The 25,843-nt window shown below is 57.7% G+C and carries 35 protein-coding genes and 3 pseudogenes; 27 read left to right on the plus strand and 11 right to left on the minus strand.

Going from position 1 to position 25,843, the window contains the following annotated elements; genetic code table 11:
• Window positions 1-29: 29 nt before the first annotated feature.
• From KP702_RS13770 to KP702_RS13795, 6 genes and pseudogenes are all read left to right on the plus strand, one after another.
• A pseudogene (locus KP702_RS13770) lies at window positions 30-1,214 on the plus strand (lactate dehydrogenase); the annotation flags it as partial.
• A 70-nt stretch (window positions 1,215-1,284) separates the two neighbouring features.
• Window positions 1,285-2,423, plus strand: a protein-coding gene (locus KP702_RS13775; RefSeq protein ID WP_373687857.1) for an IS3 family transposase whose coding sequence is annotated in 2 segments (ribosomal slippage) — window positions 1,285-1,540 and window positions 1,540-2,423 — 1,140 coding nt in all. Because the reading frame shifts where the segments join, the coding sequence is not laid out codon by codon here.
• A gap of 38 nt (window positions 2,424-2,461) precedes the next feature.
• Window positions 2,462-3,796 (plus strand): annotated as a pseudogene (locus KP702_RS13780) (ATP-dependent RecD-like DNA helicase); the annotation flags it as partial.
• A gap of 278 nt (window positions 3,797-4,074) precedes the next feature.
• Complete coding sequence (locus KP702_RS13785) at window positions 4,075-4,548, plus strand: DUF4031 domain-containing protein (RefSeq protein ID WP_215769207.1); 474 nt, start codon at window positions 4,075-4,077, stop codon at window positions 4,546-4,548.
• Between the two features lie 74 nt (window positions 4,549-4,622).
• A complete protein-coding gene (locus tag KP702_RS13790; RefSeq protein ID WP_215769208.1) occupies window positions 4,623-5,609 on the plus strand; it encodes a thymidylate synthase in 987 nt (328 codons plus the stop codon).
• A gap of 14 nt (window positions 5,610-5,623) precedes the next feature.
• On the plus strand, window positions 5,624-6,538 hold the full coding sequence (locus KP702_RS13795; protein ID WP_215769209.1) for a hypothetical protein: 915 nt from the start codon (window positions 5,624-5,626) through the stop codon (window positions 6,536-6,538).
• Window positions 6,539-6,554: 16 nt separating this feature from the next.
• On the opposite strand, the gene KP702_RS13800 is transcribed toward KP702_RS13795, so the two are convergent.
• Window positions 6,555-7,658, minus strand: a complete 1,104-nt coding sequence (locus tag KP702_RS13800) for an ImmA/IrrE family metallo-endopeptidase (protein ID WP_215769210.1) — start codon at window positions 7,656-7,658, stop codon at window positions 6,555-6,557.
• The gene (locus KP702_RS13805) at window positions 7,655-8,041 is read right to left on the minus strand and encodes a hypothetical protein (protein ID WP_215769211.1); all 387 of its coding nucleotides are present in this window, start codon (window positions 8,039-8,041) and stop codon (window positions 7,655-7,657) included. The genes KP702_RS13800 and KP702_RS13805 overlap by 4 nt, the downstream gene beginning before the upstream one ends.
• Before the next feature lie 780 nt (window positions 8,042-8,821).
• On the opposite strand from KP702_RS13805, the gene KP702_RS13810 reads away from it, so the two are divergent.
• Complete coding sequence (locus KP702_RS13810; protein ID WP_373687861.1) at window positions 8,822-9,895, plus strand: ATP-dependent helicase; 1,074 nt, start codon at window positions 8,822-8,824, stop codon at window positions 9,893-9,895.
• A 137-nt stretch (window positions 9,896-10,032) separates the two neighbouring features.
• Here the strand turns inward: KP702_RS13810 and KP702_RS13815 are convergent, their stop codons facing one another.
• The 3 genes from KP702_RS13815 to KP702_RS13825 all read right to left on the minus strand — a co-directional run bounded on the left by KP702_RS13815 (window position 10,033) and on the right by KP702_RS13825 (window position 12,564).
• Complete coding sequence (locus tag KP702_RS13815; RefSeq protein WP_215769212.1) at window positions 10,033-10,845, minus strand: DUF2971 domain-containing protein; 813 nt, start codon at window positions 10,843-10,845, stop codon at window positions 10,033-10,035.
• A gap of 198 nt (window positions 10,846-11,043) precedes the next feature.
• The gene (locus tag KP702_RS13820; RefSeq protein ID WP_215769213.1) at window positions 11,044-11,616 is read right to left on the minus strand and encodes a hypothetical protein; all 573 of its coding nucleotides are present in this window, start codon (window positions 11,614-11,616) and stop codon (window positions 11,044-11,046) included.
• A gap of 60 nt (window positions 11,617-11,676) precedes the next feature.
• A complete protein-coding gene (locus KP702_RS13825; protein WP_215769214.1) occupies window positions 11,677-12,564 on the minus strand; it encodes a hypothetical protein in 888 nt (295 codons plus the stop codon).
• Between the two features lie 216 nt (window positions 12,565-12,780).
• On the opposite strand from KP702_RS13825, the gene KP702_RS13830 reads away from it, so the two are divergent.
• From KP702_RS13830 to KP702_RS13870, 10 genes are all read left to right on the plus strand, one after another.
• Window positions 12,781-13,143: a hypothetical protein gene (locus KP702_RS13830; RefSeq protein ID WP_215769215.1), complete on the plus strand. Its 363-nt coding sequence runs from the start codon at window positions 12,781-12,783 to the stop codon at window positions 13,141-13,143.
• Window positions 13,144-13,229: 86 nt separating this feature from the next.
• On the plus strand, window positions 13,230-13,583 hold the full coding sequence (locus KP702_RS13835; protein ID WP_252348739.1) for a hypothetical protein: 354 nt from the start codon (window positions 13,230-13,232) through the stop codon (window positions 13,581-13,583).
• A 28-nt stretch (window positions 13,584-13,611) separates the two neighbouring features.
• A complete protein-coding gene (locus KP702_RS13840; RefSeq protein ID WP_231875123.1) occupies window positions 13,612-14,184 on the plus strand; it encodes a helix-turn-helix domain-containing protein in 573 nt (190 codons plus the stop codon).
• 78 nt (window positions 14,185-14,262) lie between these two features.
• A complete protein-coding gene (locus KP702_RS16295) occupies window positions 14,263-14,457 on the plus strand; it encodes a hypothetical protein (RefSeq protein WP_252348740.1) in 195 nt (64 codons plus the stop codon).
• A gap of 64 nt (window positions 14,458-14,521) precedes the next feature.
• The gene (locus KP702_RS16300) at window positions 14,522-14,686 is read left to right on the plus strand and encodes a hypothetical protein (protein WP_252348741.1); all 165 of its coding nucleotides are present in this window, start codon (window positions 14,522-14,524) and stop codon (window positions 14,684-14,686) included.
• A 10-nt stretch (window positions 14,687-14,696) separates the two neighbouring features.
• Complete coding sequence (locus KP702_RS13850) at window positions 14,697-14,984, plus strand: DUF2312 domain-containing protein (protein ID WP_215769216.1); 288 nt, start codon at window positions 14,697-14,699, stop codon at window positions 14,982-14,984.
• Between the two features lie 4 nt (window positions 14,985-14,988).
• The gene (locus KP702_RS13855) at window positions 14,989-15,288 is read left to right on the plus strand and encodes a hypothetical protein (RefSeq protein WP_215769217.1); all 300 of its coding nucleotides are present in this window, start codon (window positions 14,989-14,991) and stop codon (window positions 15,286-15,288) included.
• Entirely contained in the window at window positions 15,285-15,710 is a 426-nt protein-coding gene (locus tag KP702_RS13860; RefSeq protein ID WP_215769218.1) for a hypothetical protein, read from the plus strand. Before KP702_RS13855 ends, KP702_RS13860 begins: the two co-directional genes overlap by 4 nt.
• A 54-nt stretch (window positions 15,711-15,764) precedes the next feature.
• On the plus strand, window positions 15,765-16,478 hold the full coding sequence (locus KP702_RS13865; protein ID WP_215769219.1) for an HD-GYP domain-containing protein: 714 nt from the start codon (window positions 15,765-15,767) through the stop codon (window positions 16,476-16,478).
• Window positions 16,475-16,666 carry a hypothetical protein gene (locus tag KP702_RS13870; protein ID WP_215769220.1) on the plus strand — a complete coding sequence of 64 codons (192 nt, stop codon included), beginning with the start codon at window positions 16,475-16,477 and terminating at the stop codon, window positions 16,664-16,666. Before KP702_RS13865 ends, KP702_RS13870 begins: the two co-directional genes overlap by 4 nt.
• 98 nt (window positions 16,667-16,764) lie before the next feature.
• Here KP702_RS13870 and KP702_RS13875 read toward each other — a convergent pair whose 3' ends face one another.
• On the minus strand, window positions 16,765-17,136 hold the full coding sequence (locus KP702_RS13875) for a hypothetical protein (protein ID WP_215769221.1): 372 nt from the start codon (window positions 17,134-17,136) through the stop codon (window positions 16,765-16,767).
• 266 nt (window positions 17,137-17,402) lie between these two features.
• On the opposite strand from KP702_RS13875, the gene KP702_RS13880 reads away from it, so the two are divergent.
• From KP702_RS13880 to KP702_RS13900, 6 genes and pseudogenes are all read left to right on the plus strand, one after another.
• Window positions 17,403-18,227, plus strand: a complete 825-nt coding sequence (locus KP702_RS13880) for a hypothetical protein (RefSeq protein WP_215769222.1) — start codon at window positions 17,403-17,405, stop codon at window positions 18,225-18,227.
• A 206-nt stretch (window positions 18,228-18,433) separates the two neighbouring features.
• Window positions 18,434-18,802, plus strand: coding sequence for a hypothetical protein (locus KP702_RS13885; RefSeq protein WP_215769223.1), 369 nt, complete (start codon window positions 18,434-18,436; stop codon window positions 18,800-18,802).
• 167 nt (window positions 18,803-18,969) lie between these two features.
• A pseudogene (ssb, locus tag KP702_RS13890) lies at window positions 18,970-19,347 on the plus strand (single-stranded DNA-binding protein); the annotation flags it as partial.
• A 132-nt stretch (window positions 19,348-19,479) separates the two neighbouring features.
• The gene (locus KP702_RS13895) at window positions 19,480-19,752 is read left to right on the plus strand and encodes a hypothetical protein (protein WP_024717183.1); all 273 of its coding nucleotides are present in this window, start codon (window positions 19,480-19,482) and stop codon (window positions 19,750-19,752) included.
• Entirely contained in the window at window positions 19,742-19,876 is a 135-nt protein-coding gene (locus KP702_RS16440; protein WP_255494206.1) for a hypothetical protein, read from the plus strand. The genes KP702_RS13895 and KP702_RS16440 overlap by 11 nt, the downstream gene beginning before the upstream one ends.
• A 156-nt stretch (window positions 19,877-20,032) precedes the next feature.
• Window positions 20,033-20,206 carry a hypothetical protein gene (locus tag KP702_RS13900; protein ID WP_156315493.1) on the plus strand — a complete coding sequence of 58 codons (174 nt, stop codon included), beginning with the start codon at window positions 20,033-20,035 and terminating at the stop codon, window positions 20,204-20,206.
• Window positions 20,207-20,314: 108 nt separating this feature from the next.
• Here the strand turns inward: KP702_RS13900 and KP702_RS13905 are convergent, their stop codons facing one another.
• Entirely contained in the window at window positions 20,315-20,608 is a 294-nt protein-coding gene (locus KP702_RS13905) for a hypothetical protein (RefSeq protein WP_215769225.1), read from the minus strand.
• A 367-nt stretch (window positions 20,609-20,975) separates the two neighbouring features.
• Here KP702_RS13905 and KP702_RS13910 point away from each other — a divergent pair, with 367 nt between their 5' ends.
• The gene (locus KP702_RS13910) at window positions 20,976-21,632 is read left to right on the plus strand and encodes a hypothetical protein (RefSeq protein ID WP_215769226.1); all 657 of its coding nucleotides are present in this window, start codon (window positions 20,976-20,978) and stop codon (window positions 21,630-21,632) included.
• Between the two features lie 92 nt (window positions 21,633-21,724).
• Window positions 21,725-21,946 carry a hypothetical protein gene (locus KP702_RS13915; protein ID WP_215769227.1) on the plus strand — a complete coding sequence of 74 codons (222 nt, stop codon included), beginning with the start codon at window positions 21,725-21,727 and terminating at the stop codon, window positions 21,944-21,946.
• 158 nt (window positions 21,947-22,104) lie between these two features.
• Here the strand turns inward: KP702_RS13915 and KP702_RS13920 are convergent, their stop codons facing one another.
• The 4 genes from KP702_RS13920 to KP702_RS13935 form a co-directional block, all read right to left on the minus strand.
• Entirely contained in the window at window positions 22,105-22,491 is a 387-nt protein-coding gene (locus KP702_RS13920) for a hypothetical protein (protein WP_215769228.1), read from the minus strand.
• Window positions 22,488-23,141: a hypothetical protein gene (locus KP702_RS13925; RefSeq protein WP_215769229.1), complete on the minus strand. Its 654-nt coding sequence runs from the start codon at window positions 23,139-23,141 to the stop codon at window positions 22,488-22,490. Before KP702_RS13925 ends, KP702_RS13920 begins: the two co-directional genes overlap by 4 nt.
• Window positions 23,129-23,917 (minus strand): hypothetical protein, encoded by a 789-nt coding sequence (locus KP702_RS13930; RefSeq protein WP_215769230.1) that lies wholly within the window; start codon window positions 23,915-23,917, stop codon window positions 23,129-23,131. Before KP702_RS13930 ends, KP702_RS13925 begins: the two co-directional genes overlap by 13 nt.
• An 83-nt stretch (window positions 23,918-24,000) precedes the next feature.
• Window positions 24,001-24,834 carry a hypothetical protein gene (locus tag KP702_RS13935; protein WP_215769231.1) on the minus strand — a complete coding sequence of 278 codons (834 nt, stop codon included), beginning with the start codon at window positions 24,832-24,834 and terminating at the stop codon, window positions 24,001-24,003.
• A gap of 315 nt (window positions 24,835-25,149) precedes the next feature.
• Between KP702_RS13935 and KP702_RS13940 the strand changes: the two genes are divergently transcribed.
• Window positions 25,150-25,401, plus strand: a complete 252-nt coding sequence (locus KP702_RS13940; RefSeq protein ID WP_131973940.1) for a type II toxin-antitoxin system prevent-host-death family antitoxin — start codon at window positions 25,150-25,152, stop codon at window positions 25,399-25,401.
• A 2-nt stretch (window positions 25,402-25,403) separates the two neighbouring features.
• Complete coding sequence (locus tag KP702_RS13945) at window positions 25,404-25,817, plus strand: hypothetical protein (RefSeq protein ID WP_215767220.1); 414 nt, start codon at window positions 25,404-25,406, stop codon at window positions 25,815-25,817.
• The last annotated feature ends 26 nt before the right edge of the window (window positions 25,818-25,843 follow it).

The raw sequence follows: 25,843 nt of genomic DNA on the forward strand, positions 1-25,843 counted from the left end.
GGCGCTGCCGCTTGTCCGGAGTTCCTCCCATGAGCAAGACCCAGCTCAGCTTTTTCGACACCTCCGCCCTGGGTGGCGGCAGCAACACCCTGTTCTGGGGCGACCTGCCCGGAGATCGTGCGCTCGACGAGGCCGCGTCCCTCGCGAAAGACGCCGCTGCAGCCCCGGTTGTGGCGCCGAAGATCGACTTCCGCCTGTGTGGCACACGCGACCTGTCCCAGGGCTGGAAAGCGCGGGCGCGGGACAATCTCGCCGCCATCCGTCTTCTGACTGAACTGGAAACGGACGGCCGCAATGCAACGCCCTCCGAACAGGCTTTGCTGGCGAAGTTTACGGGCTTTGGAGCCGGGGAGCTGGCCAACAGTCTGTTCCCCCGCCCGGGCGAAGCCTTCCGTCAGGGCTGGGAAGAAATCGGGGTGCAGCTTGAGACGCTGACGAGCCAGCAGGAGCGGGCCGGGCTGGCGCGGGCCACGCAGTACGCCCATTACACGCCGGAACTGATCGTGCATGCGCTGTGGGATCTGGTCACGCAGATGGGGTTCCGCGGCGGACGTGCGCTGGAGCCGGGCTGTGGCACGGGTCTGTTCATGGGCGCGATCCCGGAGAAACTTGCCCCCAAGACGGCCTGGACGGCGATCGAGAACGATCCGCTGACCGCCCGCATTGCCCGCAAGCTGTTTCCCAACCAGTGGGTTCGCGCCGAGGACTTCACGACGGCGAAGATTGCGGAGCAGTTTGACCTCACGATTGGCAACCCGCCGTTCAGCAACCGAACGGTGCGTGGCACGGACGAGCTGGCGCGGCTTGGCCTGTCGCTGCATGACTACTTCATCGCCCGCTCCGTCTCCCGCCTGCGTCCCGGTGCCATGGGTCTGTTCGTGACGTCACGCTGGACGATGGACAAGCGCGACGCCACAGCGCGCCGGCACCTGTTCGAAACGGCGGACCTGGTCGGGGCGGTCCGCTTGCCGGCAGGCGCGATGCGCGATGATGCCGGGACCGACGTGGTCGTGGACGTGCTGGTCCTGCGCCGTCGCGAGATCGGAGACAGCCCGGGTGACACCGCCTGGCTGGACGTTGTGGACCTGTCCGACACCGACGAGGGGGAGGGACCGCTCAGCATCAACCGCTATTTTGCGGAGAACGGTCAGCAGGTGCTGGGTCGGCACGGCTGGACGAGCGGACAGTTTGGGCCGGAATACACCTGCGCATCGAACCCGATGGACGTGTCGCGGTTTAGTGCCGGACCTTTAAGACCGAAAGTGGTTGTAAAGGAAAATTGGAATGGGACGAGTTTACAAGGCTGAGTTCAGACACGAGGCGGTGCGTTTAGCTCTGAGCAGCGGTCTGTCGCGTGAGCGTATTGCTCAGGATCTGGGTATTGGGTCTTCGACGTTGAAGACATGGATCCGTGATGCCCAGAAGCACGACACTGTCGTTGCTGACACAACGGATCATACGGCGTTATTACGTGAGAATGAGAGATTACGTCGTGAGAACCTTCTGCTGAAGGAGGAGAGGGAACTGCTAAAAAAGGCGACACAGTTCTTCGCGAGCCAAAGATCGTGAGGTTTGCGTTCATTGCGCGATATCACGGTCCGCTTTCCTGTGAACGGGTCTGTCGGCTATTTGGTGTCAGCGACCGAGGTTTGAGAGCCTGGCGACGTCGTCCGGTCTGTGCCCGCAGAAGGCAGGATGATGCTCTGATGGTCCATATCCGCACCATTCACGCGCAGAGCAGGCGAAGCTACGGACGTCCCCGCATGACAGAGGAACTCAGAGCTCGTGGCTTTTCTGCCGGACATCGCCGTGTGGGACGGCTGATGCGGGAGAATGACATCCGGGTTGTCCGAACGCAGTGCTTTAAAGTAACCACGAAGAGCGCTCACAGTCATGCCATTGAACCTAACCTTCTGGGACAGGACTTCTCCGCAACAGCGCTTAACCAGAAATGGACAGCGGACATCACATACATCTGGACGCGGGAAGGCTGGGTTTACCTGGCTGTGGTGCTGGACCTCTTCTCACGAAGAGTCATCGGCTGGAACCTTGATGTCCGTATGACCGCAGATCTTGCCACTACAGCGTTACAACGCGCTATTGCCTTGCGTCAGCCACCACCAGGCTGCATCCATCATGCTGATCGTGGCAGTCAGTATTGTTCAGAGGCTTACCGTCAGCTCCTTTCTGCTCATGGCTTTCTCGTGTCCATGAGCAGAAAGGGAAACTGCTGGGATAATGCAGTGACAGAAAGCTTCTTCAAAACCCTGAAAGCAGAACTCATGTGGCGACAGGCCTGGAGCACACGTCAGGAGGTCGAGCAGGCCATCACTCTTTACATCAACAATTTCTACAACGCGCAGAGGCGGCATTCCGCACTCCAGTGGAAAAGTCCTCTGGATCATGAGCGCAACGTCGCTTAACAGATACCCATGGTCCGGAACTAAACCGTGACACGTCCATTTTCCTGATGGGCCTGTATCGCGCCGAGCAGACCATCGCCGAGCGCATGAAAGCCTGCGCGATTGGTCTTCCGCCCTGGCCGGAGATCATAGCGGACAAGGCGATCGACTGGGTGGAGCAGCAGACACGGTTGGCCCTGGCGCCAAGCCAGCGTGAGGCGGTGAGCCTCGCTCTCCGCAGCAAGGTGCTGGTGATCACCGGTGGTCCTGGTGTCGGAAAGACAACGCTGGTCAACAGTATTCTGAAAATCGTTACCGCCAAAGGGATCGAGGTGCAGCTCTGCGCGCCAACGGGACGGGCGGCCAAACGTCTATCGGAGAGTACCGGGTTGGAGGGCAAGACAATTCACCGGCTCCTGGAGACGGATCCCGCCACGGGTTGCTTCAAAAGGGACGAGACAAACCCGTTGACTTGCGACCTGTTGGTGGTGGACGAAGCCAGTATGGTGGATGTGTTGCTGATGCGCTCTTTGCTGCGGGCACTCCCTGATAGTGCTGCATTGCTGATCGTGGGCGACGTCGATCAGTTGCCGTCTGTCGGCCCAGGTCAGGTTCTGGCAGATATCATTCGGTCTGGTGCCATCCCGGTCGTGCACTTGACCGAGGTGTTTCGTCAGGCCGCGCATAGCCGGATCATCACCAACGCCCATCGGATCAATAAAGGCTGGATGCCGGAGTTGAGCTCAACAAAAGGGGCGGACTTCTATTTTGTCGAAGCGGTCGACCCGGAGATCGGGTTGCGGAAACTGCTCACGGTGGTGAAAAATCGCCTTCCTGCAGCATTCGGGCTTGATCCGGTGCGCGACGTACAGGTGCTGTGCCCGATGAACCGTGGCGGCCTTGGAGCGCGGTCTCTCAACATAGAGCTACAGAAGGCGTTGAACCCTCCGGGCGACGTAAAGGTCGAGCGGTTTGGCTGGACTTACGGTCCGGGCGATAAGGTGATGCAGATCGCGAACGATTATGACCGAGACGTGTTCAACGGGGATCTTGGGGTCGTTGTTAAAATCGATCTCGACGAGAGCGAACTGACAGTTTCCTTTGATGGCCGAGAGGTTATCTATGGGTTTGGTGAACTGGACGAGTTGGTGCTGGCTTATGCGACCACGATCCACAAAAGTCAGGGCTCGGAATACCCGGTCGTCGTGATCCCTATCGCTACTCAACATTACGCCATGCTGGCGCGGAATCTGCTGTACACGGGCGTCACGCGGGGGCGGAAGCTTGTCGTACTGGTGGGGCAGAAGAGAGCCTTGGCGATCGCTGTCCGAAATGCGGGTGGTCGGCGACGGTGGTCGAAGCTGGATGAGTGGCTCAAGCCTTCAATACTTTAACGGCTGCTTCTGCCTACACTTCTGACGCAGTGATAGGCTGTCGATGATCCGAAAATAGATTGGGTTTCGATGCTTGAAATCAAAATGAGACAAGAATCTCAGGTCATCATTTGCATTATAAATGGACGGTTTAGGAAGCTGTATTGGATCAATTCAAAATTATTTGTCGCTGATATTGTTGGGATATAAAACTCCATGGAAAAATTTTTTCGAACCCGCTGGGTTATTGGATACCAAGCTAGCGAGGCGTACCCCGATGTGCTACTGCTGACCGTAAGATGAGTGTTTATGTAGATATTGCTATCCACACAATGCGCGGGCGGTGGATGTGCCACATGTTCTCGCCGGACCTCGGTGAACTTCACGCTATGGCAGCGCGTATTGGTCTTAAGCGGAGTTGGTTTCAGGACCCGCTGACGATGCGCGTATCATGGCCTCATTACGATATAGACGTTGCGAGCCGTACGATCGCCATAGGTTTTGGTGCAATTGCCTGTGACAGATATCAGACCGTGGCAATGGCCGCGATTATTCAAAGAAGACCTGACAAGCTACGGCGTATTCGTGCTTTGGCCAATCCGAATAATGCATTCGCCCCAGCTGCGCACGTTCCGGCATGGTTAATCGAGCAGGGGTTCCAGCATGATTGGGATTGGAATGAAGCCACTTCGCTACCAAAGCCAATAAAATTGATTAGCGACAACCAAGAATGTGACCGTCCAGTGCAGCAGTATTTGGAGCTACACTATTGACGTTTATTGGAGTTAATAGAACATATAGCCTGTGGAGACCCTAGAAGAGGCGTTAGAGAGGCCAGTGAACGACTATGGAATTTTCCGGGGATAGTCTCGACGCCATTCTGTTTAAACTTTACGGTGCGCTTGAAGCCAATGGTCAGCTGCATGTTGGATCGCGTGGAAAAACTCGTGAATTAATCAGTGTAATTTTACACATCAAAAGGCCTCGTGCCCGAGTAAGTATTTCCGAGAACCGGGGAAAATTTTTTAGCGCTCTAGGGGAGCTACTTTGGTATCTGTCCGGTTCAAATACTCTGAAATTCATAGAACCCTACGTGCGAGCCTATAAAGACGACGCTGTTGGTGGAATTCTTGAAGGCGCTTATGGGCCAAGGCTGTTGAATATGCGCAGTGGTATCAATCAGTTCGACAGCATCTATCAGCTACTTAAAGAAAAGTCGGGTTCGAGGCGAGCCGTCATTCAGCTTTTCAATGCTGAAGATATCGCCACGGTGCACAAAGAGATTCCGTGTACCACGACTATGCAGTTTCATCTACGCAATGGCGCCCTGCATATGTCGGTTACGATGCGCTCCAACGACGCCTACTTAGGTCTTCCCCACGACGTATTCTGTTTCACCATGATTCAAGAGATGATGGCACGTAGGCTGGGTGTCGAGATTGGGAACTACTACCAGTATGTCGGTAGCATGCATGTCTACGAGAAGCATCTACCGAGCATGAAGAAGTATGTCGAAGAAGGGTTCCAGCAGACCCGTGAGATGCCGCCAATGTCAGAGGGTAATCCTTTTGATATGGTTGAGAAGTTTTTGGAGATCGAAGGACGCCTGCGGAATAGGGAGAGTATAGTCGCTGCAGACGAGATCAATGATCCTTACTGGGCCGACATAGTTCGCTTGCTACAAGCCTTCTGGTTTCAAAAATCCGAACCAGATTATCCAGCTCGGTTGCTTGAGTTGAAGGCTCAGTTGGCCTGTGATTTTTACGCTCCGTATCTAGAAGGCAGACTCCACCTCAAGCCAAGGGCGAGCGCGAGCGACACATATCTTGTTTGAAGGATTGATTATAAATGTGGCCGTCAAAGCGAACTGAACATCAACGCCTCGTCGCGGGGCTAACAGGAGCGAAGGCTGATCAAGGGCTTCAGGGACTACCCGATATCCAGACGATCGAGACTTTGGCGATGCAATTTGTCGCTAGTCTACGCCGTGAGAAATATTACCGCCTTGTCCAACGCTCCCCCATTTCTCCGGCTCGCGCTGATCCTAACAACCTCTCATTTGATGCCGAACGAGCTGTTGCGTTCCACATTCAGCAGGGAAACATCGACGAAGCTGGCTGGCTCATCTTCTTAATGACCCATTTTGCCCGTAGGCCTGATAGCGGTTGGCGACGCCTCCAAGATGTCTATGGGATGCTCGGCGCTGGCTTATGGGACTGGCATTCAGTCACGGCTAATCCGGCAGCTTTCAATCAGTGGCTTACTCACAACTGGATGCATGTCGGTGGCGCCTTCGGAAACCATCGCAAGTACGAGAGTCTGCGCCCAGACGCGAACCGGCCTATGCAGCGTACAGTCGCTGAATACCTTGCTTGGATTGGTCCAGGTGGACATGCTACCTTTTTTGCAGCTGCGGTAATCGCGGCAGGCAACAACCCTCATACGATCTTCGACTATCTCTATCAACGGATGAGGATTTGCTCTTTCGGTCGCTTGGCTAAGTTTGATTATCTCGCGCTGATCGGGCGATATGGACTTGCGCCTATCGAGGCCGGATCCGCTTATCTGGACGGCGCGACGGGCCCGGGCAACGGCGCCCGTCTTCTTATGGATGGAAGGCCTGACAGCAGGAGATCGAATGGCGAGGTCCAACAGAAACTCGACGTCTTAGATGCGCACCTCAAGGTCGGGATGACTGTAATGGAAGATGCCCTCTGCAATTGGCAAAAAAGCCCAAAAAAATTCGTACACTTTCTAGGATAGCTCTTCGTAGGGAATGTTAATCCAAAACTTCGGCGAGGTCGTCCCAATTCCAGTGGCGCTTGAGGTAATTCATCTGGTCAGGCCGAATCATTTTTTGGTGCTGCATCTGGCCCACCAAAAGGCCAGCTGAAACATCTACCTTCGCGCTGAAGCGAAGAACCTTGTTTTTGTTGGGCGGTAGCCGCTCAAATTCTTCGACGAGTTTCGCTGGCACAATCATGCGTGAGGAGAACTCGTTGGCCTCGTGCTCGTAATCGTCGAGGTCATCTCCGTTTATGTCTGAATCAACGAAAGTTTGGGCGCCGTGAAGGATTAGATGACCGATCTCATGGAACACAGTAAACCAGAACTTGTCATCCGATAGGCCGCGGAAGCTGAGTAAGATCATGGCTTTGTCAGGTGCTACCAGTCGGCTGGCGCCTGATGCCCTGCATTTTGGTGGTGCCTTCTTTGCAACCACGGCGACGCCTGCTTCGGCACACAGTTCCTTGAGTTTAGGTAGAAAGACTTCCGGCTGCTTCAGCTTCGACAACTTGCGTATGCTGTCGAGACGGTCTCGAAGATTGTCGGCGTTCCATGGCTTCGTTGATATCAGATCTGAGCTCAGCTCGCCGTCACGGAGCCACATCAGGACAGCACCGTCATCCGAATTGAACGTCGAAGAAGTGCGGAACAGGGTGCTGGTGCAGATTTTGCCGTAACGCGCGTGCCAAGCATCCATGGTGCTCACGTTGAAGAAGCGAAGGCGTCGGCGAACTTCGTCACGCGTCGTTTCCTGAGTCCGGCGCCCCCTGGGCTTGTTCCCGGGGACAGGCAGCAAAAGCCAGTCTTCGGCCTCAACGGTAATGGCGCGATCTACCGCTCGCTCGAGGGCATCTTCGTATTGCTCCTGCCGCTTCAGCCAGAAAGATGTCGTGCCGCCTATGGCATCGGCTAATACGCTTGCATGATTAGCGTCAATGGGATGCGAACCATCAAGTAGGCCGCGCAACGTCTTAATCCCACCATCGAGATGGCGGGCGATGTCTTGGGCGTTGACGCTTCGACGAAGCATCAGAGTGCGTAATGAATCACCAGGTTTTGAGAACCAGTCAGGTGTGATGCTGAGTGCTGAATTCAAGGTAGCCTCGATATTGTCACTAGCTTCAACGCCTTTACGCTCGACCAAATTACCCGGCTATTAGCGTCCCTTTTGAAACGCGTACCAACTGCAACAAGCGCCGCAACATAGTCTGAACCAATTGAGACGGAAAGTGAATCATCCGCTAAAATTTTTATTTGATCGCCGAGGAGGTCCAGTAGCTCTTGTACGTTCTCGAAGGCACGTGCTTCCGAAATGAAGGTGATCAGAGCACCAGCATTCAAGCTACCGAAGGCCAATTCCGCTTTGTCTAGCTTGGTGCACCTGTCATGAAGCTCTTGTCCTACAAAAGAAACGGTGATCAAGATTTCATCCTTGATCGCAGACAGAATATTGCAGTTGGGATGCCACTTGATGGCCAAAAAGCGGTGGTTCCTTCTTTCATTGGGGAAGAGAGGACCCGTGAGGCTTGGATTGCTGTTTAGCCCGGATTGCATCGATCCGGTCCCAATTGCGGGCTAGTTCGTCGTTTCCAGCTGTATCCATGTGAATTTTTGACACACTGCAAAGGCTGGCAAGTGTGACCATCACTCCGCCGACTTCTTGCTGCGGATCTCCCTTTGGCCGGCCAAACACGTAATCGACCAAGGCAATCGCATCGTCACGACTGCATCCGTTGGCTTGCGCCAATTCAAGCGCCTCTTCCAGAAAACGATGAGTGCGTTCTGCTCGATCGGCCCTAACTGAGGGGGAAAAGCAAGCTTCGAGCCATTCCTCAACACGTTGTTGGTACGATGTAACGCTTGTCACTAGATTCCCACAGATCCGTTTAACCAGTCATCATGAAAGATCGACTAATCGAAATATTGCTACCATCCCCAGTATATCTTTGATTCTTAGTTGGGGTCTATGGAGTATTATATGCCTCCTCGGCGCACTATGTGAAAGCCCTATGCAAAAATTGCCTATAGGAATGCATTTCTCACCGACTGACTCGTTTGAAGCATGCAGATTGCATGCATTCCGAACGGTACTGCTGACAGGATTTTTATTGAAAAATTGTATTCCACATAAACGGCTGGCGTGGGGCCAATGTCCGGATTATCCGAAGCTTTCTGAAGGAGTTTCCGACCGGACGCCTGATTGCCCTGGAGCAGAACTTCCGCTCGACCGGTCATATCCTGTCAGCGGCCAACGCGGTTATTTCTCACGACACGAGCCGGCTGGAGAAGACCCTGTATACCGCGTCCGGAGATGGGGAGCCAGTGGATATTATGCGGCACACTGGCAGCCAGGACGAGGCCTCCGGGATCGCCGCCGAGATCGGACGTCGTGCCCTGGAAGGTGTGCCTTACGAGGACATGGCGGTGCTCTATCGGTTCAACCATCTCTCCCGGCTGCTGGAAGAGTCTCTGCTGCGCGCAAAGATCCCTTACGAGCTGGTCAATGATACCGCCTTTTGGCAGCGCGCGGTGGTTAAGGACGCGCTGGCTTTCCTGCGTCTGACATGTTTTCCGTATGAGCGGCAGTCAGACGAGGCCTTCCGTCGGATCGTCAATCAGCCCGCCCGGGGGATCGGGGCCAAGGCCATGGCGACATTCGAGCAGGTCGCGGATGACGAGGCGATCTCGCTGTACGAGGCAGCGGAGCGCACGATGCAGGGACGCACCGGCAAGGCTGCTGACAAGCTGCGCGGCTTCCTGGACGTGATTCTGAAGGGTGCCCGCAGTGACGAGCCCAGTCTGGGAGAGCGTCTGAGGGTTCTCGTAGACGAGAGCGGGTATCTCGCGATACACCAGGCGGCCGGGGAGGACGGGCGCACGGCGCTGGAAAACCTTCATGAGCTTTTGTCGCTCGCCAATGAGTTCAGCTCGGTAGAGGAACTGTTTGACCACGCAGCCCTTGGTTCGGAAAGCCGCGACGATGACAGTGTTGGCCGGGTCAAGCTCATGACCATCCATGGATCAAAGGGCCTGGAGTTCGGGCATGTCTTTCTGATCGGCTGGGAAGATACGCTGTTTCCGTCGCGCACGAACATCGACCCGGCTGAAGAACGCCGACTGGCCTATGTCGCACTCACCCGCGGCCGCCAGCGTGTCAGTGTGTCCTGGTGCGAGTTTCGTCGGGGCGAGCAGGCCAATCCGAGCTGCTTCATCGACGAGATCCCGCTCCAGGCGCGGCGGGATGGCTGGGGGCGCAATCTCAAGCGCCGTCCCGCGCTCCAACGGGGAACGGTTTTCAATCGGCAGGCTCAGAGAGAGGCGATGGGGTTCTGACCACTCACGTGCGGTGGCCGCACTGGGGGAGAGCCGAAGGTTTGTTTCGCGTAAGCACCTGATCGGAAGCGGACCTCTCTGCTAATCTCGCCGAGCTTTGTGGCTTTGCGCCTGGGTATTTGCATTTAATAAGAATTTCAAAGTTTCGCAAAATCAAGGAGGTATTTTTTTGAATTTAATTGGCACTTATAAAGAGAAATGCTTTTATTCTTGTTTTTTATAAAATAACTAACCTTTTCTATAAGTTCTGCGCTCGCTTTTGCACCAAAGTAAATTCCTCTTATGGCATTTTCATTAAGTTTTATTTCTCTCTCATGGTTTATATCTTCTTCGTTTTCTTTCTTTATCTCAATAAAGTACCGCCATTCTTTTTCGTAACTCCAGTTTGAGTCTTTTTTCCTAAAAAACTCTTTAAGTAAATCTCGCTCATCACCACGCAACATTGATAAGCGCAAATCATACGGATTGAGGGTGGGACGCTCATCGAGGTACTCAACTTTTTCAAAAACTTCTATCGGTATTTCTTTGGTAGAATATTGAATACATACACCTTCGTGGTTTGATGCATAATGTGACCACATAAGAATGTCGGAAAAGATCTCTGACAAGCACACGACGCCTATTTGTTTTATATTTTCCCTCCAACGGATTAATTGTTTTGATTTGGGTGTCCATTCCTTTTCCACTTCCTTCGGTAATTCTTTAACATAACGTCTTCTATCCACTCTGCTTGCTTTAATATTTCTTAATTTACATAATTTATTATATATCTCAGTAGATTTTGCTGTGGTTGTGGAAAGGTCTATGTAGGGAAAGCAGTCGAATGGATCATTAAAACTATTAGGATCTGCAGCCCAAAGGGAATTTCGCTCAATAAGCTTTATTATTTTCTCTATTCTTGGATCTATATATTTATATAGAAACTCTGGAAGTTCAGTTTTTTTACTCATTTACCTAGTCTTCGTTATTTTTTTTGTGGCAGTCAATTTATTGATAATATCAATGCTGATATCGAAAATCAAACTAGCTTCGACGATACGTGGAATTTAGGTCTGATGCGTCTGCTCTCGAGGGAATGGCGATCGTTATTTACGTTAACTATGAGGCGTGAGCGGGCGTCGTACTTTTTATATTCTTCAAATCACCTCTCAGTCTTTGAGACGCTGCGCTGGCAGGACCGTGATGCCTGTCAGCTTGGTCGCGACGTAGTCATCCGAATAGGTGAAGAGGTCCTGGGCAATGGTCCAGGTTGCCCATGCAGCGAGGACGTCACGGGCTTTTGTGTCTTCAGGGTCTCTCAGGATCAGATCAAGGCGAGGGTTTTTCTCCCCTTTTGTCCCAAAATCGAACACCGCGAGCCCGCGGATCGAGTGGTCGTAATCGAGGAGCAAAGCACCCTTGACCGGGCATTCGTGTGCTTTACATGCCGAGAAAAGCCAGCCCCCGGCCTTATAGCCTAGCATTTCGACCGGACGATCGGGCGGACCACCCAAAGAGGCTAATACCTGTCGCTGAAGCGTCGCAAATTCGCCCGTATGAGGTCCAACAAAGCGTTTGATTTCACCATCGAAGCCCGGACTCCAAACCAACTGATTGGTGTCCCGGCAGAACTCGGCTGTCTTGAGAGTGCAGGGCTGCGCGGTAGCGCGGGCTACAGAGCACCACGATATCTCGAAACAGATAGCAATAATGTTAAAGATCATCGATCTGGGAAGGGTCATGAGCTGTCTTATCCTCTCGGAACCGGCAAGGCTCATGTCGAGCCTGTTACATGACGTCTTTTATGCGTGGTCCAGAGGGACATCATTTTCTCCCTGAGCGGCGCCGATTGTCTTGAGGCAACGTGCCTCGCTGATGCTGCGTAAGACGTCCTCGATGCCAGCGCGATCAATCGCCGCATGCACCCGGATCAAAATCTTGCGTAAAGAGGCGGGTACACGGTGCGGGAGCGGGAGGATCCAGGTCTCCGAGTGATCAGGTTGCCAGGCTGGCGCGTAATCAAGAGGGCATGGCCCGTCTGGCCATGCCTGCCGCATGTCCCAGAGTGATCGCTCCAGTGTGCGGGAGCGACTGACCCTGACAATACGCCACGACGAGAGCAGGTCCGCGAACACGTCTCCATCAAGATGCACAGGTGTAATCCGGGCATGAAGCCAGACCGTGTGCCACCCCCCTCTGCCTGCGAGGCGCCGCCAGAGACTGAAACGCCGAGAAGCTCCGCAATTCGCTGCAATACGCTCGTGGCTCCAGGTCACATCGGTGATGTCGAATATTTCTCGATCTCGAGTTGTAGACGGATTGAACTCCTGCAGGATCGCTTCCCGGAGCCGAGCAGTCTGGTCTTCATCAAAAGGACCATAGTTTGGTGGATAGGACTTATCGAAGCTCATGGTCTCGGGCAGGCTGTCAAGTTCGGCGACCAGCTTTCCCTTCGACGCGCTGACAGCGGTAATCGACCGGATATCAATTTTTGCATGGTAAGGATCTCCCACGCGGAGAAGGGTGCGCAGCAGCTCACAAGCAGGATGGAGCGGGATATTGTCGAACGCTTCGGCAAAGCCAACCATGCGCTGCAAACGGTAGTAGGCATTTTCTTCGCGCGGATCCCGGCTGGCATCTGCCTTGAAGGGATGATCTTCAAGGTCTTTCAGGAAGGCGAGGACTGCCACCTGGGCTTTCTTCCGACGGCTGCGTTCAGAGAAATGTCGGACGATGAGAAGAGGATGCCACATCACATGACTCTAGAAACGGGTAAATACGCACGCAAGTCGGTCTGCGACGCGCCTTCTGTATTCACGCGGGGGGCGGGTGGGTTAGGGTCACATCCGGCAGGATCTGATCGGCCAGGGTGACGACGGAGTAAAAGGCGTGCAAGGAGAAGAGACGTGACAACAGAGCAAAGAGGCTCGGTCTTTGCGCGCTATGCAGACTTGAGCCAAAAGCAACTCCAGGCAGTCGCGCGGTTCATGGCGGAGCGTCTGATGACCGGATCTGCCGGTGTGGTTCCAGGCACGCTAAAAACGCTGACCGATCAGGGGAGAGACTACGCTTTCGTTCTCCTGGAAGAGGATTGTGCCTACGCGGTGAGCCCGACCGAGAGCCTCCACCTTGTGCTGGATGCAGATGGTCGTCCTTTGAGCTGTCCGTCAGAGGGTGTGCTGTATCTTTCGGATGTTGAGGGAAATGCTGTGGTGTGGCTTCTTCCGACACCGCGTTACAAGGCGTCAGATCTCGGGCTGACGGTCTGAGGGCCTCAAGTCGGGTCTGTTGCTTCAACCCCTCCCGGTCGATCCGCTGAACCGCACTCACAAACGCCTTCGTCATACTGCCCGGTATGACCGAGCAACTCATATCTCCCAAGCAGGCTGCCCTGCCCAGGGCACTCTCTTTTCCCTCCCTGAACTCTCCATGGATGCTCGGCAGCATGGTTTTCGCGGGGACACTGGTCCTCGGGTTTGGCTGGATGGTCTTTCCTTTCGATATCCAGATGGTCTGGACCATGGTTGCACAGGCCATCCTGTTCTCCCTGGCTCTCAGCGTTCTCGGAATGGATCTGCGGTGCCTATGGAAGACGAAAGCCTTCATGCCACGGTGGTACGTCCCGGTGTTCGTCCCCGTCTGGGTGGCGATTGGTCTGGCTAATTTGCAGAAGGCCTACGAGTGCATGCGGGTGGCAGGTCAGCTGTGAGGCGGCGTCACCGCACTCACAACCGGACGTGGCAGACTGTCCGCACGATGACAGCAGACAGGGCAACACAGTGAAGATCGGCGGCAACCAACCCAAAGCGCGGGTTTTCCGCAAACTGAATGCAGAGACACAACGTGAGGCCTATCAGTCTGTCCTTCAGCACGTTCGGACCTGCCTGAACCGCGGGCCGTACAACGTTCTCGAACTGCGGGCGAACCTCACGCCCGAGCAGGCGGGCGCTCTGCCTGATGCCCTGGTCACGCTTGCAAGAGCCGGAGAAATCGCAGCCCTGGGGCACAGTGTCTACGCCCGCGTGCCGTGGATGCCCGCGACAAGGACTGTCGTGACGTCGCCTATTCATGACCTCGTCTTTGCGTCCCTGACCGAGCACGAAACCGCTGGGGAAATTGCACCCTGGCTTGGCCTGAAAATTGCGGTTGTGCGTGAGGCGCTCGAGGCCCTGGAACAGGCGGGCCTGATCGAGGAGCGACTGGATCCCCGTCGACCCAATCGCTATCGGATCGTCTCGCCTCATATGGCCAAACATATCCGGCAGGGCGCACAGGATCGGACGTTCACCGATATTGCCCGGCACGGCTGATCGATGGCGGTGAAGGCCTTGCGGGAGGTTATCCCCGGATCCGGTGGACAGCGTTGTGGGCAACCGGGGGGAGGACGTGTGGATTCACGTTCCGTTCGTACCGGGCATCGTCGGGTGACCCTTTCGATTGCCAGCGAACTGTCTGTCATCGGCTGGAGTGCGCGTCAGGCCGCGCGCCGATCCGGGGTTTCGAAAGACCGCATCCTGCGCTGGCAGGACGGGCAGGGGCAGGCTGAGCCACCCGCTGGCGCGCGCTGTCCCGCCTCCGGGTAATCGCCCCCCGTTAAATGGCTATGCGATCACCAGTGCCCTGATCACAATCGGCTGGTCCGAGCGCGTGCTCGCCGAGCGCCTGGGGGAGCATCGCACAGCCCTCCGCCGTCTGATCGCAAGTCACGGGCATCTTCCGGTGAGAGAGTCCCGCTGGCTGGAAGCCCTGGCAGACGGGCATCGCGATCTGCCCCGGCCACACGCCCCCATCTGCCTCTCACCCGATCTCTGAAAGGTTGATCATGTTGCAACGCGTTTTCGTCCCTGAAGATTCTCAGGACAATCAGGGTGCCGTCGCAGGCGGCATCGCTGCCGAGCGGCTGCGGTCCATCATCGAACGGGTCGAGCGCCTGGAAGAAGAGCGCAAGGCGCTGAGTGGTGACATCAAGGATATCTTTGCCGAAGCCAGGTCGGCCGGGTTCGACGTCAAGGTCATCCGCATGATCATCCAGCTACGCAAACAGGAGCCCGCAGAGGTCGAGGCTCAGGAAACCCTTCTGGAGATTTACCGCCGTGCCCTGGGAATGTGACGCCATGCGCAACGTACCGGTCCGGGAGCGCGTTGCGGAAGTGATCAGCGAGGTTCTGGCAAGCTGGCCGAGTATTGGCCTGCTTCTGTTTGCGTTTGTCGTGCCCCGTCTCGGCGCTCTGATCGGACCTGTCTTTATCCTCGGCGGAGGCCTCGAGGCCCTGATCAAGGTTGGGGGACCGGAGATCGGCCATGACGGCCGGGATTACGGACTGGAGCGCCGACGCAGTGCCGTGTTCGCGAGCCTCGGTGCGGTCCTGCTCCTGCTGTCCCTCTCGCGCCTTTTTCCGGGAGCCGGCCTGTGACGTCCTATTCTGCACATGCGGCCTGGTCGCCGACTGTTGTGACCACCGTTCGCTATACAGGTCTTCCGGACAGGAACGCGCCATCGGCGACGCCGCCCCGCCGTGTCGGCCGGTTCAGCTGCATCGCCGGAGGCATGCTGTTTCTTGTGACAAACGCGACCGACGGGTTCTGTGCCCTGGATCAGGTTGCGGGACCGCAATCGTGGCACCTGCACGCCCTTGGCAAGCCGCTGCTCGCGCTGAGCTTCTGGCCGTGGATGCTTCTCCCCTGCGTTACACTGGCTCTGGTCAAGGTCGCCGAACGTCTCACGGGTCTGGTGCCGGCATCTGGAGACCGCAGTCGTCGCAAGGTCAGGATTGTCGTGACCTGTGTTGCCCTTCTGCTCGGCGGCCTCGCCCGCTGTCTCCTGCATCCGGCCTGAACGGACTCACATTTAGTGTCCGTAGAATGAGCCGACGCAATCGGAAGAGGTGACATGCCGGAACTTCAGACGCTCCTCAAGGAAGTCGTAAGACGTCCTGCAACCTATGACGCCCAGAAGGGTCCTCCTCTCGCCAGCCTGCTGGGGCAGCTCGCCCGCGGCGATGGCGGTCATGGACAGCGTGTCGGTCGACTGGCGGGTCTGATCGGTCATCTTGCGGGCAGCGGGCTGTGCGCCAGCGCCGTGGATCTTGCAGGCCGACTGCACGATGCTGGCAAGCTCCTCCTGCCAGACAGCCTGCTGAATCATCCCGGAGTGTTCAGCTCCCGCCAGATGACGGTGATGCGCCAGCATCCCTCTATGGGTCTCGGGGCCCTGTTTCATCTTTCTGCCGATGTGCCGACGATCGTTCATGAGGTGGTTCTGCTCCACCATGAGCGGTATGACGGAAAAGGCTATCCCTTTGGCCTGCAGGGTGACGCCATTCCGCTGGCTGCCCGGATTGTCGGGCTGGCCGATGTCGTCGACGCCCTGCTCTCGAAACGCTCGTACAAGTCCGGATGGTTGCCCCGACAGGTTAGAACCTTCCTCCGGGAGCAGGCCGGGACAGCCTTCGATCCGCGGCTCGCAGACCTTGCGGCGGAGGCTTTTGAGGATCTTCTTGCGATCCGCCAAAGCGCCGCTCAGCCGGTGCGCGGCTATGTTCCACTGCCCGCCCAGGTCCCATTTTCTTCACGCACCATCAGTGTTCGGAACCACACCCCATGATCTCACTCCCTGTTCCTCCCGCAATCCAGACGTCGTCTCACCTAATGGCGCCCCTCAAGGTCCTCGCCCGGGAAGCCGACCGCCTTCTGGCGGATGACCGGAGAGAGGAAGGTCTGGCCATGATCGAGGCGCTGTACCTGCAGGCCGAAGCCGTCGTGCAAAGAATGAGCCTGTCCCGGGAGCATTGAGAAAGCCACCGAGGAGAAGAGAGCAGACAAGGGAAAGCCTGAACCCATCGTAACCCGTGCCGAGTGGTACCAGCACGGGTTGCGCTTGTGGATGGGTCTTACTGCGGCGAGAAGGAACTGCCGTCCCCGGTCGGAGCCGCCGGTTTGGCGTCAGAGGTCATCTGGCCCGGCTTGGTCGAATGCTCGACATCATAGGCCGTGGCCTTCTCTTCGTAGGAGCCCTTGGCGCCCGGATGATCCTTGTCATACAGCGCGGCTTTCTGACGCGCTTCCTTGCGATGCTCGTGGCGGACATACATGCCCGTCACACATCCGCCCATGGCGCCAAGGACGCCATGATGATTGGCGACATGGCCGCCGACCGCACCGGCAGCACCGTATTTCACGCAACCGCCCGGTTCCGCCTGGGCGGCTGTCAGTGTCGTGGTCATCAGGCCGGCTGCAACAGCCAGCATCAGCATCTTCTTCATCGGGATCTCGCGGTTTGATGTGTGGCCGGCATGAGGTCGACCGCCCTTGCGCAGAGAAAAACAGTCGAAAGCTCAGAGAGTTGCTGCGAGGAGCTGAAACACGGGGTCAGGAGAAGCGGAAGACGGGTCAGGAGAGGAAAGGGGCCAGCCACAGGCCGTCCGGCCGCCACAATGGTCCGGCCGCACGCGGCCCGCGCCCAGGAGGGCGCGCCATTGTCCCGTCCAGCCATCTGCGTCTGCGGGAAAGCGTCTGAAAAAAGAAAAGGATGTTTTCCGTGGCTACTGCCGTCACAACAGTCTTCACGCTCACCGGCCCGCAGGATCGTCTGCGCCAGATCGCCGAAGAGCGCGCCTACCGGACCTGCGCACCGGACCAGATGGCGTGGGAGAACGACACCACGCTGGTGATGACCCTCGAAAACGGGATCGGAACGTCCTGCCTTGACCACGGCCACGGGCTGTCCGACGACTATCCCGATGTCAGTATCCGGGGCATGGAGTATTTTGACTGCTTCGATGATCCGGGCTTTGCCAAATGGCAGGGCGGTCAGCTTGTCTATGAGGCTGATCTCATCACCGTCTTCGGACTCCTGTTTCCGACCGACACCTCAAAAGACTGGCCGGGCTGTAGCGCTAGCTTCTGGCACAGGTCTCCCGCTCTTACAGCGGCTATCGCCGAGAACTGTCCGGACTTTGACCTGATGCCGTTGCGGCAACTGGCAGGGCCAGCGCCCGGATGGGTTCAGACCTCGGATGGCTTCGCCACCCTTTTCTTCCGGCTGCCCTCAACACCCGCCGCGCAGGATGGCCTCGGCGTGATCTTCTATCCGGGGATCGGCAGGAGTACCATGCTGACAGGTATCGACCGTTTCGGCGGCGTGGCCCGGTTCCGGCGTCAGGCCTATGGACAGATCAGCGCACAGTGTCCTGAACTGCGTGCTGTCCTGCGGGACTGCTGGAAGGCTGACGAGAAGAAAAGGCGCAAGGCCCGTCAGGAGCAGAAGGTGCTGAGGAGGAGATTGAAGACGGCAGAGCAGGAGAGAGGGGATAATGTGTTTTCTTTCTTCGATACTGACTCGTGGGTGATCTGAAGGGCAGAAGAAAAGAAGGATCGGGGCGGCCCTGCAGGGTTCGCGCGCTCTATTCCGCTAGGCTCCTGCGTCGCCAAGCTCCACCGAGCCCCGACGTCCAGCCGCCCTCAACCGGGCGTCTAGCCCTCGGGTCTCGGCCCTTCCGGGTAACGGCTTGCCCGCGTCTTTTTCCAACGTCGGACGGCCCTGGTCTGGGTGATCTGTCGGTGAGACGGCTCCTCAMCCTCTCCCGCCAGTCCTTCGGACTGTCCGGGGAGGCACGTTACAGGGAGGCGGCCTCGCATCCAGCGTTCATTCTGACAGTCGCCGTGCCAGTCCGTAAAGCCTCTCCGCGACCCTCGGCGGCAGGTGTCAGGCCCGCGTCTGCTGCAGGGCCGCACGCGACCCCGCATCAGCCGCAAGCCTGCCCCCTTGCTCAGGACGCTCCGGGCCTGACGGCCTATCCCGTCGCCCGTCTTGGCCGGTGGCAGGATGGGCTCAGGAAAACGCCACCGTCGTTCCACTCTCGTCGCCGTCACTGTGCTCGCCGCACGGGCAGGATGGGTCTAGGAAAACATCAAATATCCTTTGAGTAATCAGCAAGTAAAACGACTTTTCATACGGCTTTATTTCTTCGGAAACGGCGGTTTCCTGCCGTTTTTCGTTGACCGATACCAAGTAAAAACCTATTATATATTCATGGACAGAGGCAATAACGCCGAACAAGTCCAGTCGATACGTTCCCTAAGTCTTGGAGGCTCTCATGGCTGGTTCCGTTAACAAAGTCATTCTCGTTGGCAACCTTGGTAAAGACCCGGAAGTCCGCAATATGCAGTCCGGGTCCAAGGTCGTGAGCTTTACACTCGCCACGTCTGAGACTTGGAATGACCGCCAGAGCGGCGAACGCCGTGAGCGCACCGAATGGCACCGTGTCGTCATTTTCAATGAGCGTCTGGGGGACGTCGCAGATCGGTTCCTCCGTAAAGGTCGCAAGGTCTATCTCGAAGGCGAACTGCGCACCCGCAAATGGACCGATCAGGGCGGTCAGGAGCATTACACGACAGAAGTTGTCGTTGACCGGTTCAAGGGTGAACTGGTGCTGATTGACAGCAACCGCGGAAGCGAAGGAGGCGGCTGGGGCCAATCGGATGAGGAACGGGACGATCAGGCGCCATTCTAAGGTACTCAGTTCACTGCACGGTCCTGCCAAAGGACCGTCCCCGTTCACTCTCCTCACAGGAACCGGCGCTATGACCACCCAAGTGACTTTTCCATGATGCTGCCGACACTGCCTCCCAGACCTCCCACGTCCACGCAGCACACAACCGAGCGCGTGAAGCTTTTCGCAAGCGGCTGCCAGAGCCTTGCGCTGGCAATCCTCGGGGCGGGGATTGTGGCTCCGCTCTTCACGGGAGCGGCCGTTCCAATGTGGCAGCGTCTGGCAGCCGCGCTTGCTGCCGCCGCTTTTGAAATTGCCGCGTGGACGCTTCTGGGCTATATTCCGAACACTGAGGTCACGCCAACGGAGACCGAACATGATGAATGAGTTTTTCCCAAACCTGCTGATGATGCTCGCCGCGTTTGCAGGTGGCTGCGCTCTTTTCGGCTGGATTGCTAGCCGGTTACTCCCGACCGCCAGCCCACGACAGAAGCGGCATAGTCCTTCCTGACAAAGCGACACAGGCGGCCTTCGGGCCGCTTTTTTTTGTCCGCTCGTTTAGTTCAATCAGGCGGACGCGCCTCGCCGGCGCGAGTTTTGATGCCCCCAGTGCTCGCCCCCCACAGGGGGGCTGCGCCAGGACAGCAGAAAAAGCTAGACTGTGCCCATGTCACGAAACAACGCAATCCGCATCGGCGCTCTGGTCATTCAGGTGGCCGTTCTTCTCCTGATCTGGCAGGGATTTCTACATCCAACCCGGGGAGGTCTGCTGGTGCTTGCCGTGGGTTTTGTGGTGCTCTTTCTGACCCGGGACTCTTCCGGGAAAAAATCAGGGCAGTGAGCAAAGAAAGCAAAAGAGGATTTGGGGCGGCCCTGAAGGGTTCGCGCGCTCTATTCCGCTAGGCTCCTGCGTCGCCAAGCTCCACCGAGCCCCGACGCCCAGCCGCACTCAACCGGGCGTCTGGCCCTCGGGTCTCGGCCCTTCCGGGTAACGGCTTGCCCGCGTTCTTTTCCGATGACGGACGGTCTTGGTCTGGGTGATCGGTTCGTGAGACGGCTCCTCAACCTCCCCGGCCAGTCCTGCGGACCGTCCGGGGAGGCACGTTCCACGACGGCGGCCTCGCATCCAGCGTTCAGTCTGACAGTCGCCGTGCCAGTCCGTAAAGCCACTGCGCGACCCTCGGCGGCAGGTGTCAGGCCCGCGTCTGCTGCAGGGCCGCACGCGACCCCGCATCAGCCGCAAACCTGCTCCCTTGCTCAGGACGCTCCGGACTTGACGGCCTGTCCCGTCGACCGTCTTGGCCGGTGGCAGGATGGGCTCAGGAAAACGCCACCTCCCTTCCACTCTCGTCGCCGTCAGTGTGCTCGCCGCACGGGCAGGATGGGTCTAGGAAAACGACAGGTATTCATAAAGTCATCAAGAAATCTTTTTACTTGTCATGTAAAAATAAAACTCGTTTTATGGCGGTTTTYCGCTCTTTTTCTCTTGTCATGAAACGCCGAAAAGGCTATCTTTTACTTGTCGAGAGGGATTGGTCCTCAAGACAAAGCGCCCCGGTTAGTGCTGGAACACCAAGCCGGGACTTCGCTAGACTAGAAAGGTTGTTTTCATGTCCGACGCATCCAACACCATGTCCCAGAACGCTTCTCAGGGCAACTATTCTCCCGCCGCCGTCCGTCGCTTCAACGAAGCCCAACGCCGCACCAAGGCTCTTGCCTCTCCGGGGCTGGCCGACATTCTCCGCCTCGTTCCGTCTGAAGACCAGATGGGAAAAATCGTGCTGGCGTTCGGCGTCGAAGCCGGTGACGTTGACGAGCTGACCGGGGCAGGGTCCAACATGGTCCGCGAGCAATACGACCTGATGTTTCCCATTCTCGTAACCTATATCCGGGGCGAGCAGAATTTCAACGGTCTGCGGATGCACCTTGACCGCGTGGTGGATGGTCTCATCCGGTCCGCCTATGGCGCCGCGAACTTCTATGAAAACCGCCGCATGATCGCCAAGGATGCCGCAGACAGCTACGCCAACGGCGACCGCGACGAAGACCGCATGGGCGTGGATGGGGCAGATAACCGCGTGGACGGTCTGCGCCGCATCGCCGCCGAGAATGGCGCGAAGGCTTACGCGCTGTCCTGCGTCGCTTCCGGCGCATGTGCCGCCTATGAGGAACTGATGGGTCAGGCGTGGAAGCCTTACACCCGCGACAATGGCCGCAGCCTCTCCCGTGACGTCGCTGCCGTTCAGGCTGATGCCATGGGCTTCTAAGTCAGGCCCGCCGCGCCCACAGGGCGCGGCCTCTTCCTGTCCCTCTGCACATCGAAGAGCGACCGGCCCCGCCCGGTCGTGGAGCCTGTCCCATGTCTCACGCACTCGCCCACTATGTCCCCGACGCCAGCGCCAAGAGCCTTCCCCTGAGGAGGCTGGAGCACCTTGCGCGTGGCTTCGCCATTGCGGATGCCCTCATGACCTTTCTGGAAAATACCCGCTTCGATGCCAGCATTGAGAAGGCCGCAGACGACGCGCGCGCCGCTGGTGCCACCCCTGCCGAGATCCGGGCCGCCTCGAACGGCCTCGCCTGATCGGCCTCGGCCAGGTCCACACACGCAAAAGGCGGCTCCCCAGGGAGCCGCCTTTTTTGTTGTCCGGCCAGACCGCGCCAAAATGGACACAACCGCGCAAGCGCGGCTGTGACGTATGCTGCGTCAGGGCTTCGCCCTGGCGGTGTCTGCGCGAGAGCTCACGGCCAAGACAGCGTCGGTACGGCCACAGACACGAGGATCGCCAGACCCGTCAGTCCTGCGACAGACCAGACCAAGGCCGCATGGCTCTCGAAACGAACGAAAAGATAAAGGCCGATGCAGGACACTGGCAGCACTCCGAAGGCACCAACGGGAAATGCAGCAAAGCCCAGTGATGGACCGAAAAGCACGCGGGTACACGCGCCACCAAGGAGGGAGAGGCACCCACTTCCCCAGAGCACCAACCGGAGCGGGCTGGCGTAAATCTCCCGCAATGAGTCCGACCCGGAAACAAATCGTGCGATCGGCGCAATCCGCAAGCGGATCACGCCGATCGCATGACCCCTGAAAGACGCGAAACCTTTCCAGACTCGCCCGACCGTCATGACCGACTGTCCCCGATGCCCTGAGAGGGTAGCGTCAGGGGGCACCACTGCATCCCGGTCGGTTTGTCATACTGAAGGTGCTCGGAGCAGAAATGACCTCTCACGGTCTTTTCCGAGGAAACGCGGCTCCCGCTCCAGTAGCCCAGTGTCACAAGACCGGCCGCGATGACAAAGGCCACGAAGATACGGTTCCAGCGGATCTGTCGGTAAAACAGTTCCTCGTTCTCAGGAAGGCGCTTCTTGAGGGCCTTGAACAGATCCTCCTGCTGCGCCACGGCATTTTTTGTCAGTGCCTGTTCGATGCTTTTGACAATCTGTGCCACGGCCGCCGTCTGTTCCCGCTCGAGGAAAATTTCCTGTGTGCGGATCCGGTTCTCTCCAGACGCCTTGAGGCTTTCAACCTGTTCGACCCCGCGTGTCAGCTGCTCCCGGAGGTCCGCCAGTCCCGTTTCAGCAGTCCGCGAGGCCGCAGACAGTGCCTCAGCCGCCCGGTCGAACCGTGCACTGGCCAGACTGATGCCCTCAGACTGGGACATCATGATCAGACCCAGAGGGCTGGAGGGCTCTATCCCCGCATCATGCAGGCTTGCCAGAAGGCGCTCACGCGCCTCCTGTGCGGTCGAGGGGGTGAGGCTGCTTACGGCAGCCATTCGGCCACGCCTTCTTCCTTGATATTGTGCTGGAACGCTTCAAGCCACTTGACCGTCATGTGCTTCCACAGGGGATTGACCATGGTGCCGTCAGCCTTCGGCTTGCCCGCCACCACGTCGAAGACGTTCATGTCATCACCCTCCAGATACTTCATGCACGTCAGCGCAGGGAAAACGATCGGACGCACACCGGCCGCCTCCATTTCCTCTAGGCGCGTATCTTTTTTCAGCCAGAGAAACGGATCAGCAGAGCGTGTAGAGGATCGGAAGAGACCTTCGTTCAGGAAGAGGATTGAGTCGCCGTTATTGAAGGCGCCAGACTTCCAGATGCGGTAGACGTGATCGAAATCGTCCCGCTCCGGGCCAGTGAAATACGCAAACGTCGGGCTGACGCCATTCGCTTTCAGGAAGTCGGCCAGATGGGACTCTGATGCCAGTTCTTCACTGACCCGGTCGCCGCCGCCCATGTCGATGGCAAGGGAGGCGTTGTGTTCAAGAGCCTGTGCGAGCGTGTTGGCCAGCCAGAGCTTGCTCTCTTCCAGTTCTGCGTTAGCCGGGCGCTCGACACCGTGCTTGCCTTCCGGCGGAAACAGCTTGGACAGCATCGGATTGTTTGGATCGCCATCTGCCGCCAGAACGTCCCGGCCTGCCTGTATGGCCCAATGGACGAAAATGGCGAGCGCGAGGCTCCCGCCGCTTCGACCCCGAGCGATACGCCAGACGGCGCGCCGCCGTGGGGGCCCCTTCTTGGGGGGCGTTGTAGGCTTTTCAGTCATGATGCCTGTGTCTCCTGCTGATGCGGGAAAGTGTCCCGTCCCAGAAGGATCTCACAGGCCGTTGTGAGTGCGGTTAACCCGGCTCAGTACAGGTTCGGGATGCAGCTCTTGGCACCGCGCATGACGAACTTTTCTTCCGGCGTCATGGTCAGGTTTGTCGGATGGCGATGGCGCAGAAGAAGACCCACGTCCCGCAGCCATTCTTTCTCGTACTCGTAGTTTCGCTTGCTGGGATATCCGGGCAGATCGCCGCCATATCGCCACGCGCTGCCTGTGTACCGATTGATATCACCGTCCCGGACTGGGGCCAGTTTGGGGTCAACGGGTAGATAGGCACGGTTCGAAACGCCTTTGAGCACCGGAAGATCCAGCGTGATGAACTCTGATGGATCAGACGACTCAACGTCGCTCTGCTGTGTTGTCGCGGCCTGCTGCTGGGTGCGCTCCTGACGCTGGACTGCCGCCCTGGAATGAGCGTCCTGCACCTCGATCCGTTGGGCTGTGGCAAAGCTCTGGGCCCGGTCTGCTTCCTGCATCCGCTGAGACAGTGTTCCAGCCTCAACCGCTTCGGCATCCCGGCTCGCCTTCGCAGCCTCACGGGCTGCCTTCTTTTCTTCGGCCAGTCGCTCTGCGGCGGCTGCCGCATCGGCATGGCGTTGCCTACGGGCCTCGAGTGTCTTGCCGACCCGGTTCCAGAGCAACTTGGCGCATCCTACAGACGGCGCTTCACCCTTCGCGTTCGTCAGGCCGACTTCGGCAAACCACGCACACAGGGCTTTCCAGTTCAGACGCCGACCATCGAGAGCTGTCAGAAGCTCATCGCGGTGTGCTTCCATCCAGACACGCAGAGACGTCGCACCAGACGCTCTTTCAAGCGCTCCGAGAGCTCCCTCAATTCCGATGCTGGCGGCAGTCATGTGTATCCTCACAGGGGCTTGCTGACGCGGCTACTGGCGTCTGAAGGACACTCTAGAACGATATCGCGATGGTATCAACAGGTATCGCTTCGCTATTATGAGGGTATCAAAAGGGTATCACGAGAGTATCAGCCTTTTTCTTTTTCCATATACAAATGCACCCTTTCGGGTGCGGTCCCTGCGGGACCACCAGGAAACCGGATCAGGGGACGCCGCTCGATGCTCTTGAGAGGGTGCTTTTCGTTGTGCTGTAATTGCTGTATATTACGACAACGACAGCGCTGATGTATGTCCAACGGAGCGGAGGGCCCGACAATGCGTACCTTTTCAACCAGTGATCTGTCCCGGAAATCGGGAGATATTATCGCCAGCGCGCTCCAGGGACCGATCGCCATCAGCCAGCGCGGAAAGCCCCGTCTGGTGGTGTTGAGTGTCGAGCAGTACGAGGCGCTCAGACAGTCGCAGCCCGACCGCCGCGTGTCTGGAGCTACAGCCGATATGCCCGCCGATCTGGCAGAGGATGTCGCGCAGGCCATTGATGCGTTCCTGTCTCCGGACAAGCGCTGACCATGAGCGCCGTGTTCGAGCCCGGTACGGTCCTGCACTACCCCTATCTGTGGCATTGGCAGGATGCACAGGGTGAGACAGAGGGGCGCAAGGACCGGCCAGTCGCCGTAGCCGTGCTGTTCGTCGGCCGGGATGGTCAGGACTATGTTCTGCTGCTGCCTCTCACCACGCAGAAGCCAGCGGAGGGACGACAGGCCATCGAGATCCCGGCAACGGAGAAGCCGCGTGCGGCGCTCGATCAGAACCGAAGTCAGTGGCTCATGCTGGATGAGTACAATCTCGATCCGGTCAAGGGATCGTATTACCTTCGGCAGTCCGCCGTGACAGGGCAGTTCAGCAAGGCGTTCATGCGGACGGTTCTGGAGCAGTTCCGCAGCCTGTTCCCGCAGGCAAGGCGTGTGGCCCGTCATCCCTGACGCGTCCTGCTGACCCCCGCCGACCG

It is taken from the genome of Gluconobacter sp. P5B12 (genome assembly GCF_018812035.1).
Taxonomy (GTDB): Bacteria; Pseudomonadota; Alphaproteobacteria; order Acetobacterales; family Acetobacteraceae; genus Gluconobacter.

Excerpts from the sequence above, each read along its gene's own strand:
- KP702_RS13785 (WP_215769207.1), top strand. The coding sequence starts at position 4,075 with ATGAGTGTTTATGTAGATATTGCTATCCACACAATGCGCGGGCGGTGG.
- KP702_RS13790 (WP_215769208.1), top strand. The coding sequence starts at position 4,623 with ATGGAATTTTCCGGGGATAGTCTCGACGCCATTCTGTTTAAACTTTAC.
- KP702_RS13795 (WP_215769209.1), top strand. The coding sequence starts at position 5,624 with ATGTGGCCGTCAAAGCGAACTGAACATCAACGCCTCGTCGCGGGGCTA.
- KP702_RS13815 (WP_215769212.1), bottom strand. The coding sequence starts at position 10,845 with ATGAGTAAAAAAACTGAACTTCCAGAGTTTCTATATAAATATATAGAT.
- KP702_RS13820 (WP_215769213.1), bottom strand. The coding sequence starts at position 11,616 with ATGACCCTTCCCAGATCGATGATCTTTAACATTATTGCTATCTGTTTC.
- KP702_RS13835 (WP_252348739.1), top strand. The coding sequence starts at position 13,230 with ATGACCGAGCAACTCATATCTCCCAAGCAGGCTGCCCTGCCCAGGGCA.
- KP702_RS13850 (WP_215769216.1), top strand. The coding sequence starts at position 14,697 with ATGTTGCAACGCGTTTTCGTCCCTGAAGATTCTCAGGACAATCAGGGT.
- KP702_RS13855 (WP_215769217.1), top strand. The coding sequence starts at position 14,989 with ATGCGCAACGTACCGGTCCGGGAGCGCGTTGCGGAAGTGATCAGCGAG.
- KP702_RS13865 (WP_215769219.1), top strand. The coding sequence starts at position 15,765 with ATGCCGGAACTTCAGACGCTCCTCAAGGAAGTCGTAAGACGTCCTGCA.
- KP702_RS13870 (WP_215769220.1), top strand. The coding sequence starts at position 16,475 with ATGATCTCACTCCCTGTTCCTCCCGCAATCCAGACGTCGTCTCACCTA.
- KP702_RS13875 (WP_215769221.1), bottom strand. The coding sequence starts at position 17,136 with ATGAAGAAGATGCTGATGCTGGCTGTTGCAGCCGGCCTGATGACCACG.
- KP702_RS13880 (WP_215769222.1), top strand. The coding sequence starts at position 17,403 with ATGTTTTCCGTGGCTACTGCCGTCACAACAGTCTTCACGCTCACCGGC.
- KP702_RS13895 (WP_024717183.1), top strand. The coding sequence starts at position 19,480 with ATGATGCTGCCGACACTGCCTCCCAGACCTCCCACGTCCACGCAGCAC.
- KP702_RS16440 (WP_255494206.1), top strand. The coding sequence starts at position 19,742 with ATGATGAATGAGTTTTTCCCAAACCTGCTGATGATGCTCGCCGCGTTT.
- KP702_RS13900 (WP_156315493.1), top strand. The coding sequence starts at position 20,033 with ATGTCACGAAACAACGCAATCCGCATCGGCGCTCTGGTCATTCAGGTG.
- KP702_RS13910 (WP_215769226.1), top strand. The coding sequence starts at position 20,976 with ATGTCCGACGCATCCAACACCATGTCCCAGAACGCTTCTCAGGGCAAC.
- KP702_RS13915 (WP_215769227.1), top strand. The coding sequence starts at position 21,725 with ATGTCTCACGCACTCGCCCACTATGTCCCCGACGCCAGCGCCAAGAGC.
- KP702_RS13920 (WP_215769228.1), bottom strand. The coding sequence starts at position 22,491 with ATGACGGTCGGGCGAGTCTGGAAAGGTTTCGCGTCTTTCAGGGGTCAT.
- KP702_RS13925 (WP_215769229.1), bottom strand. The coding sequence starts at position 23,141 with ATGGCTGCCGTAAGCAGCCTCACCCCCTCGACCGCACAGGAGGCGCGT.
- KP702_RS13930 (WP_215769230.1), bottom strand. The coding sequence starts at position 23,917 with ATGACTGAAAAGCCTACAACGCCCCCCAAGAAGGGGCCCCCACGGCGG.
- KP702_RS13935 (WP_215769231.1), bottom strand. The coding sequence starts at position 24,834 with ATGACTGCCGCCAGCATCGGAATTGAGGGAGCTCTCGGAGCGCTTGAA.
- KP702_RS13940 (WP_131973940.1), top strand. The coding sequence starts at position 25,150 with ATGCGTACCTTTTCAACCAGTGATCTGTCCCGGAAATCGGGAGATATT.
- KP702_RS13945 (WP_215767220.1), top strand. The coding sequence starts at position 25,404 with ATGAGCGCCGTGTTCGAGCCCGGTACGGTCCTGCACTACCCCTATCTG.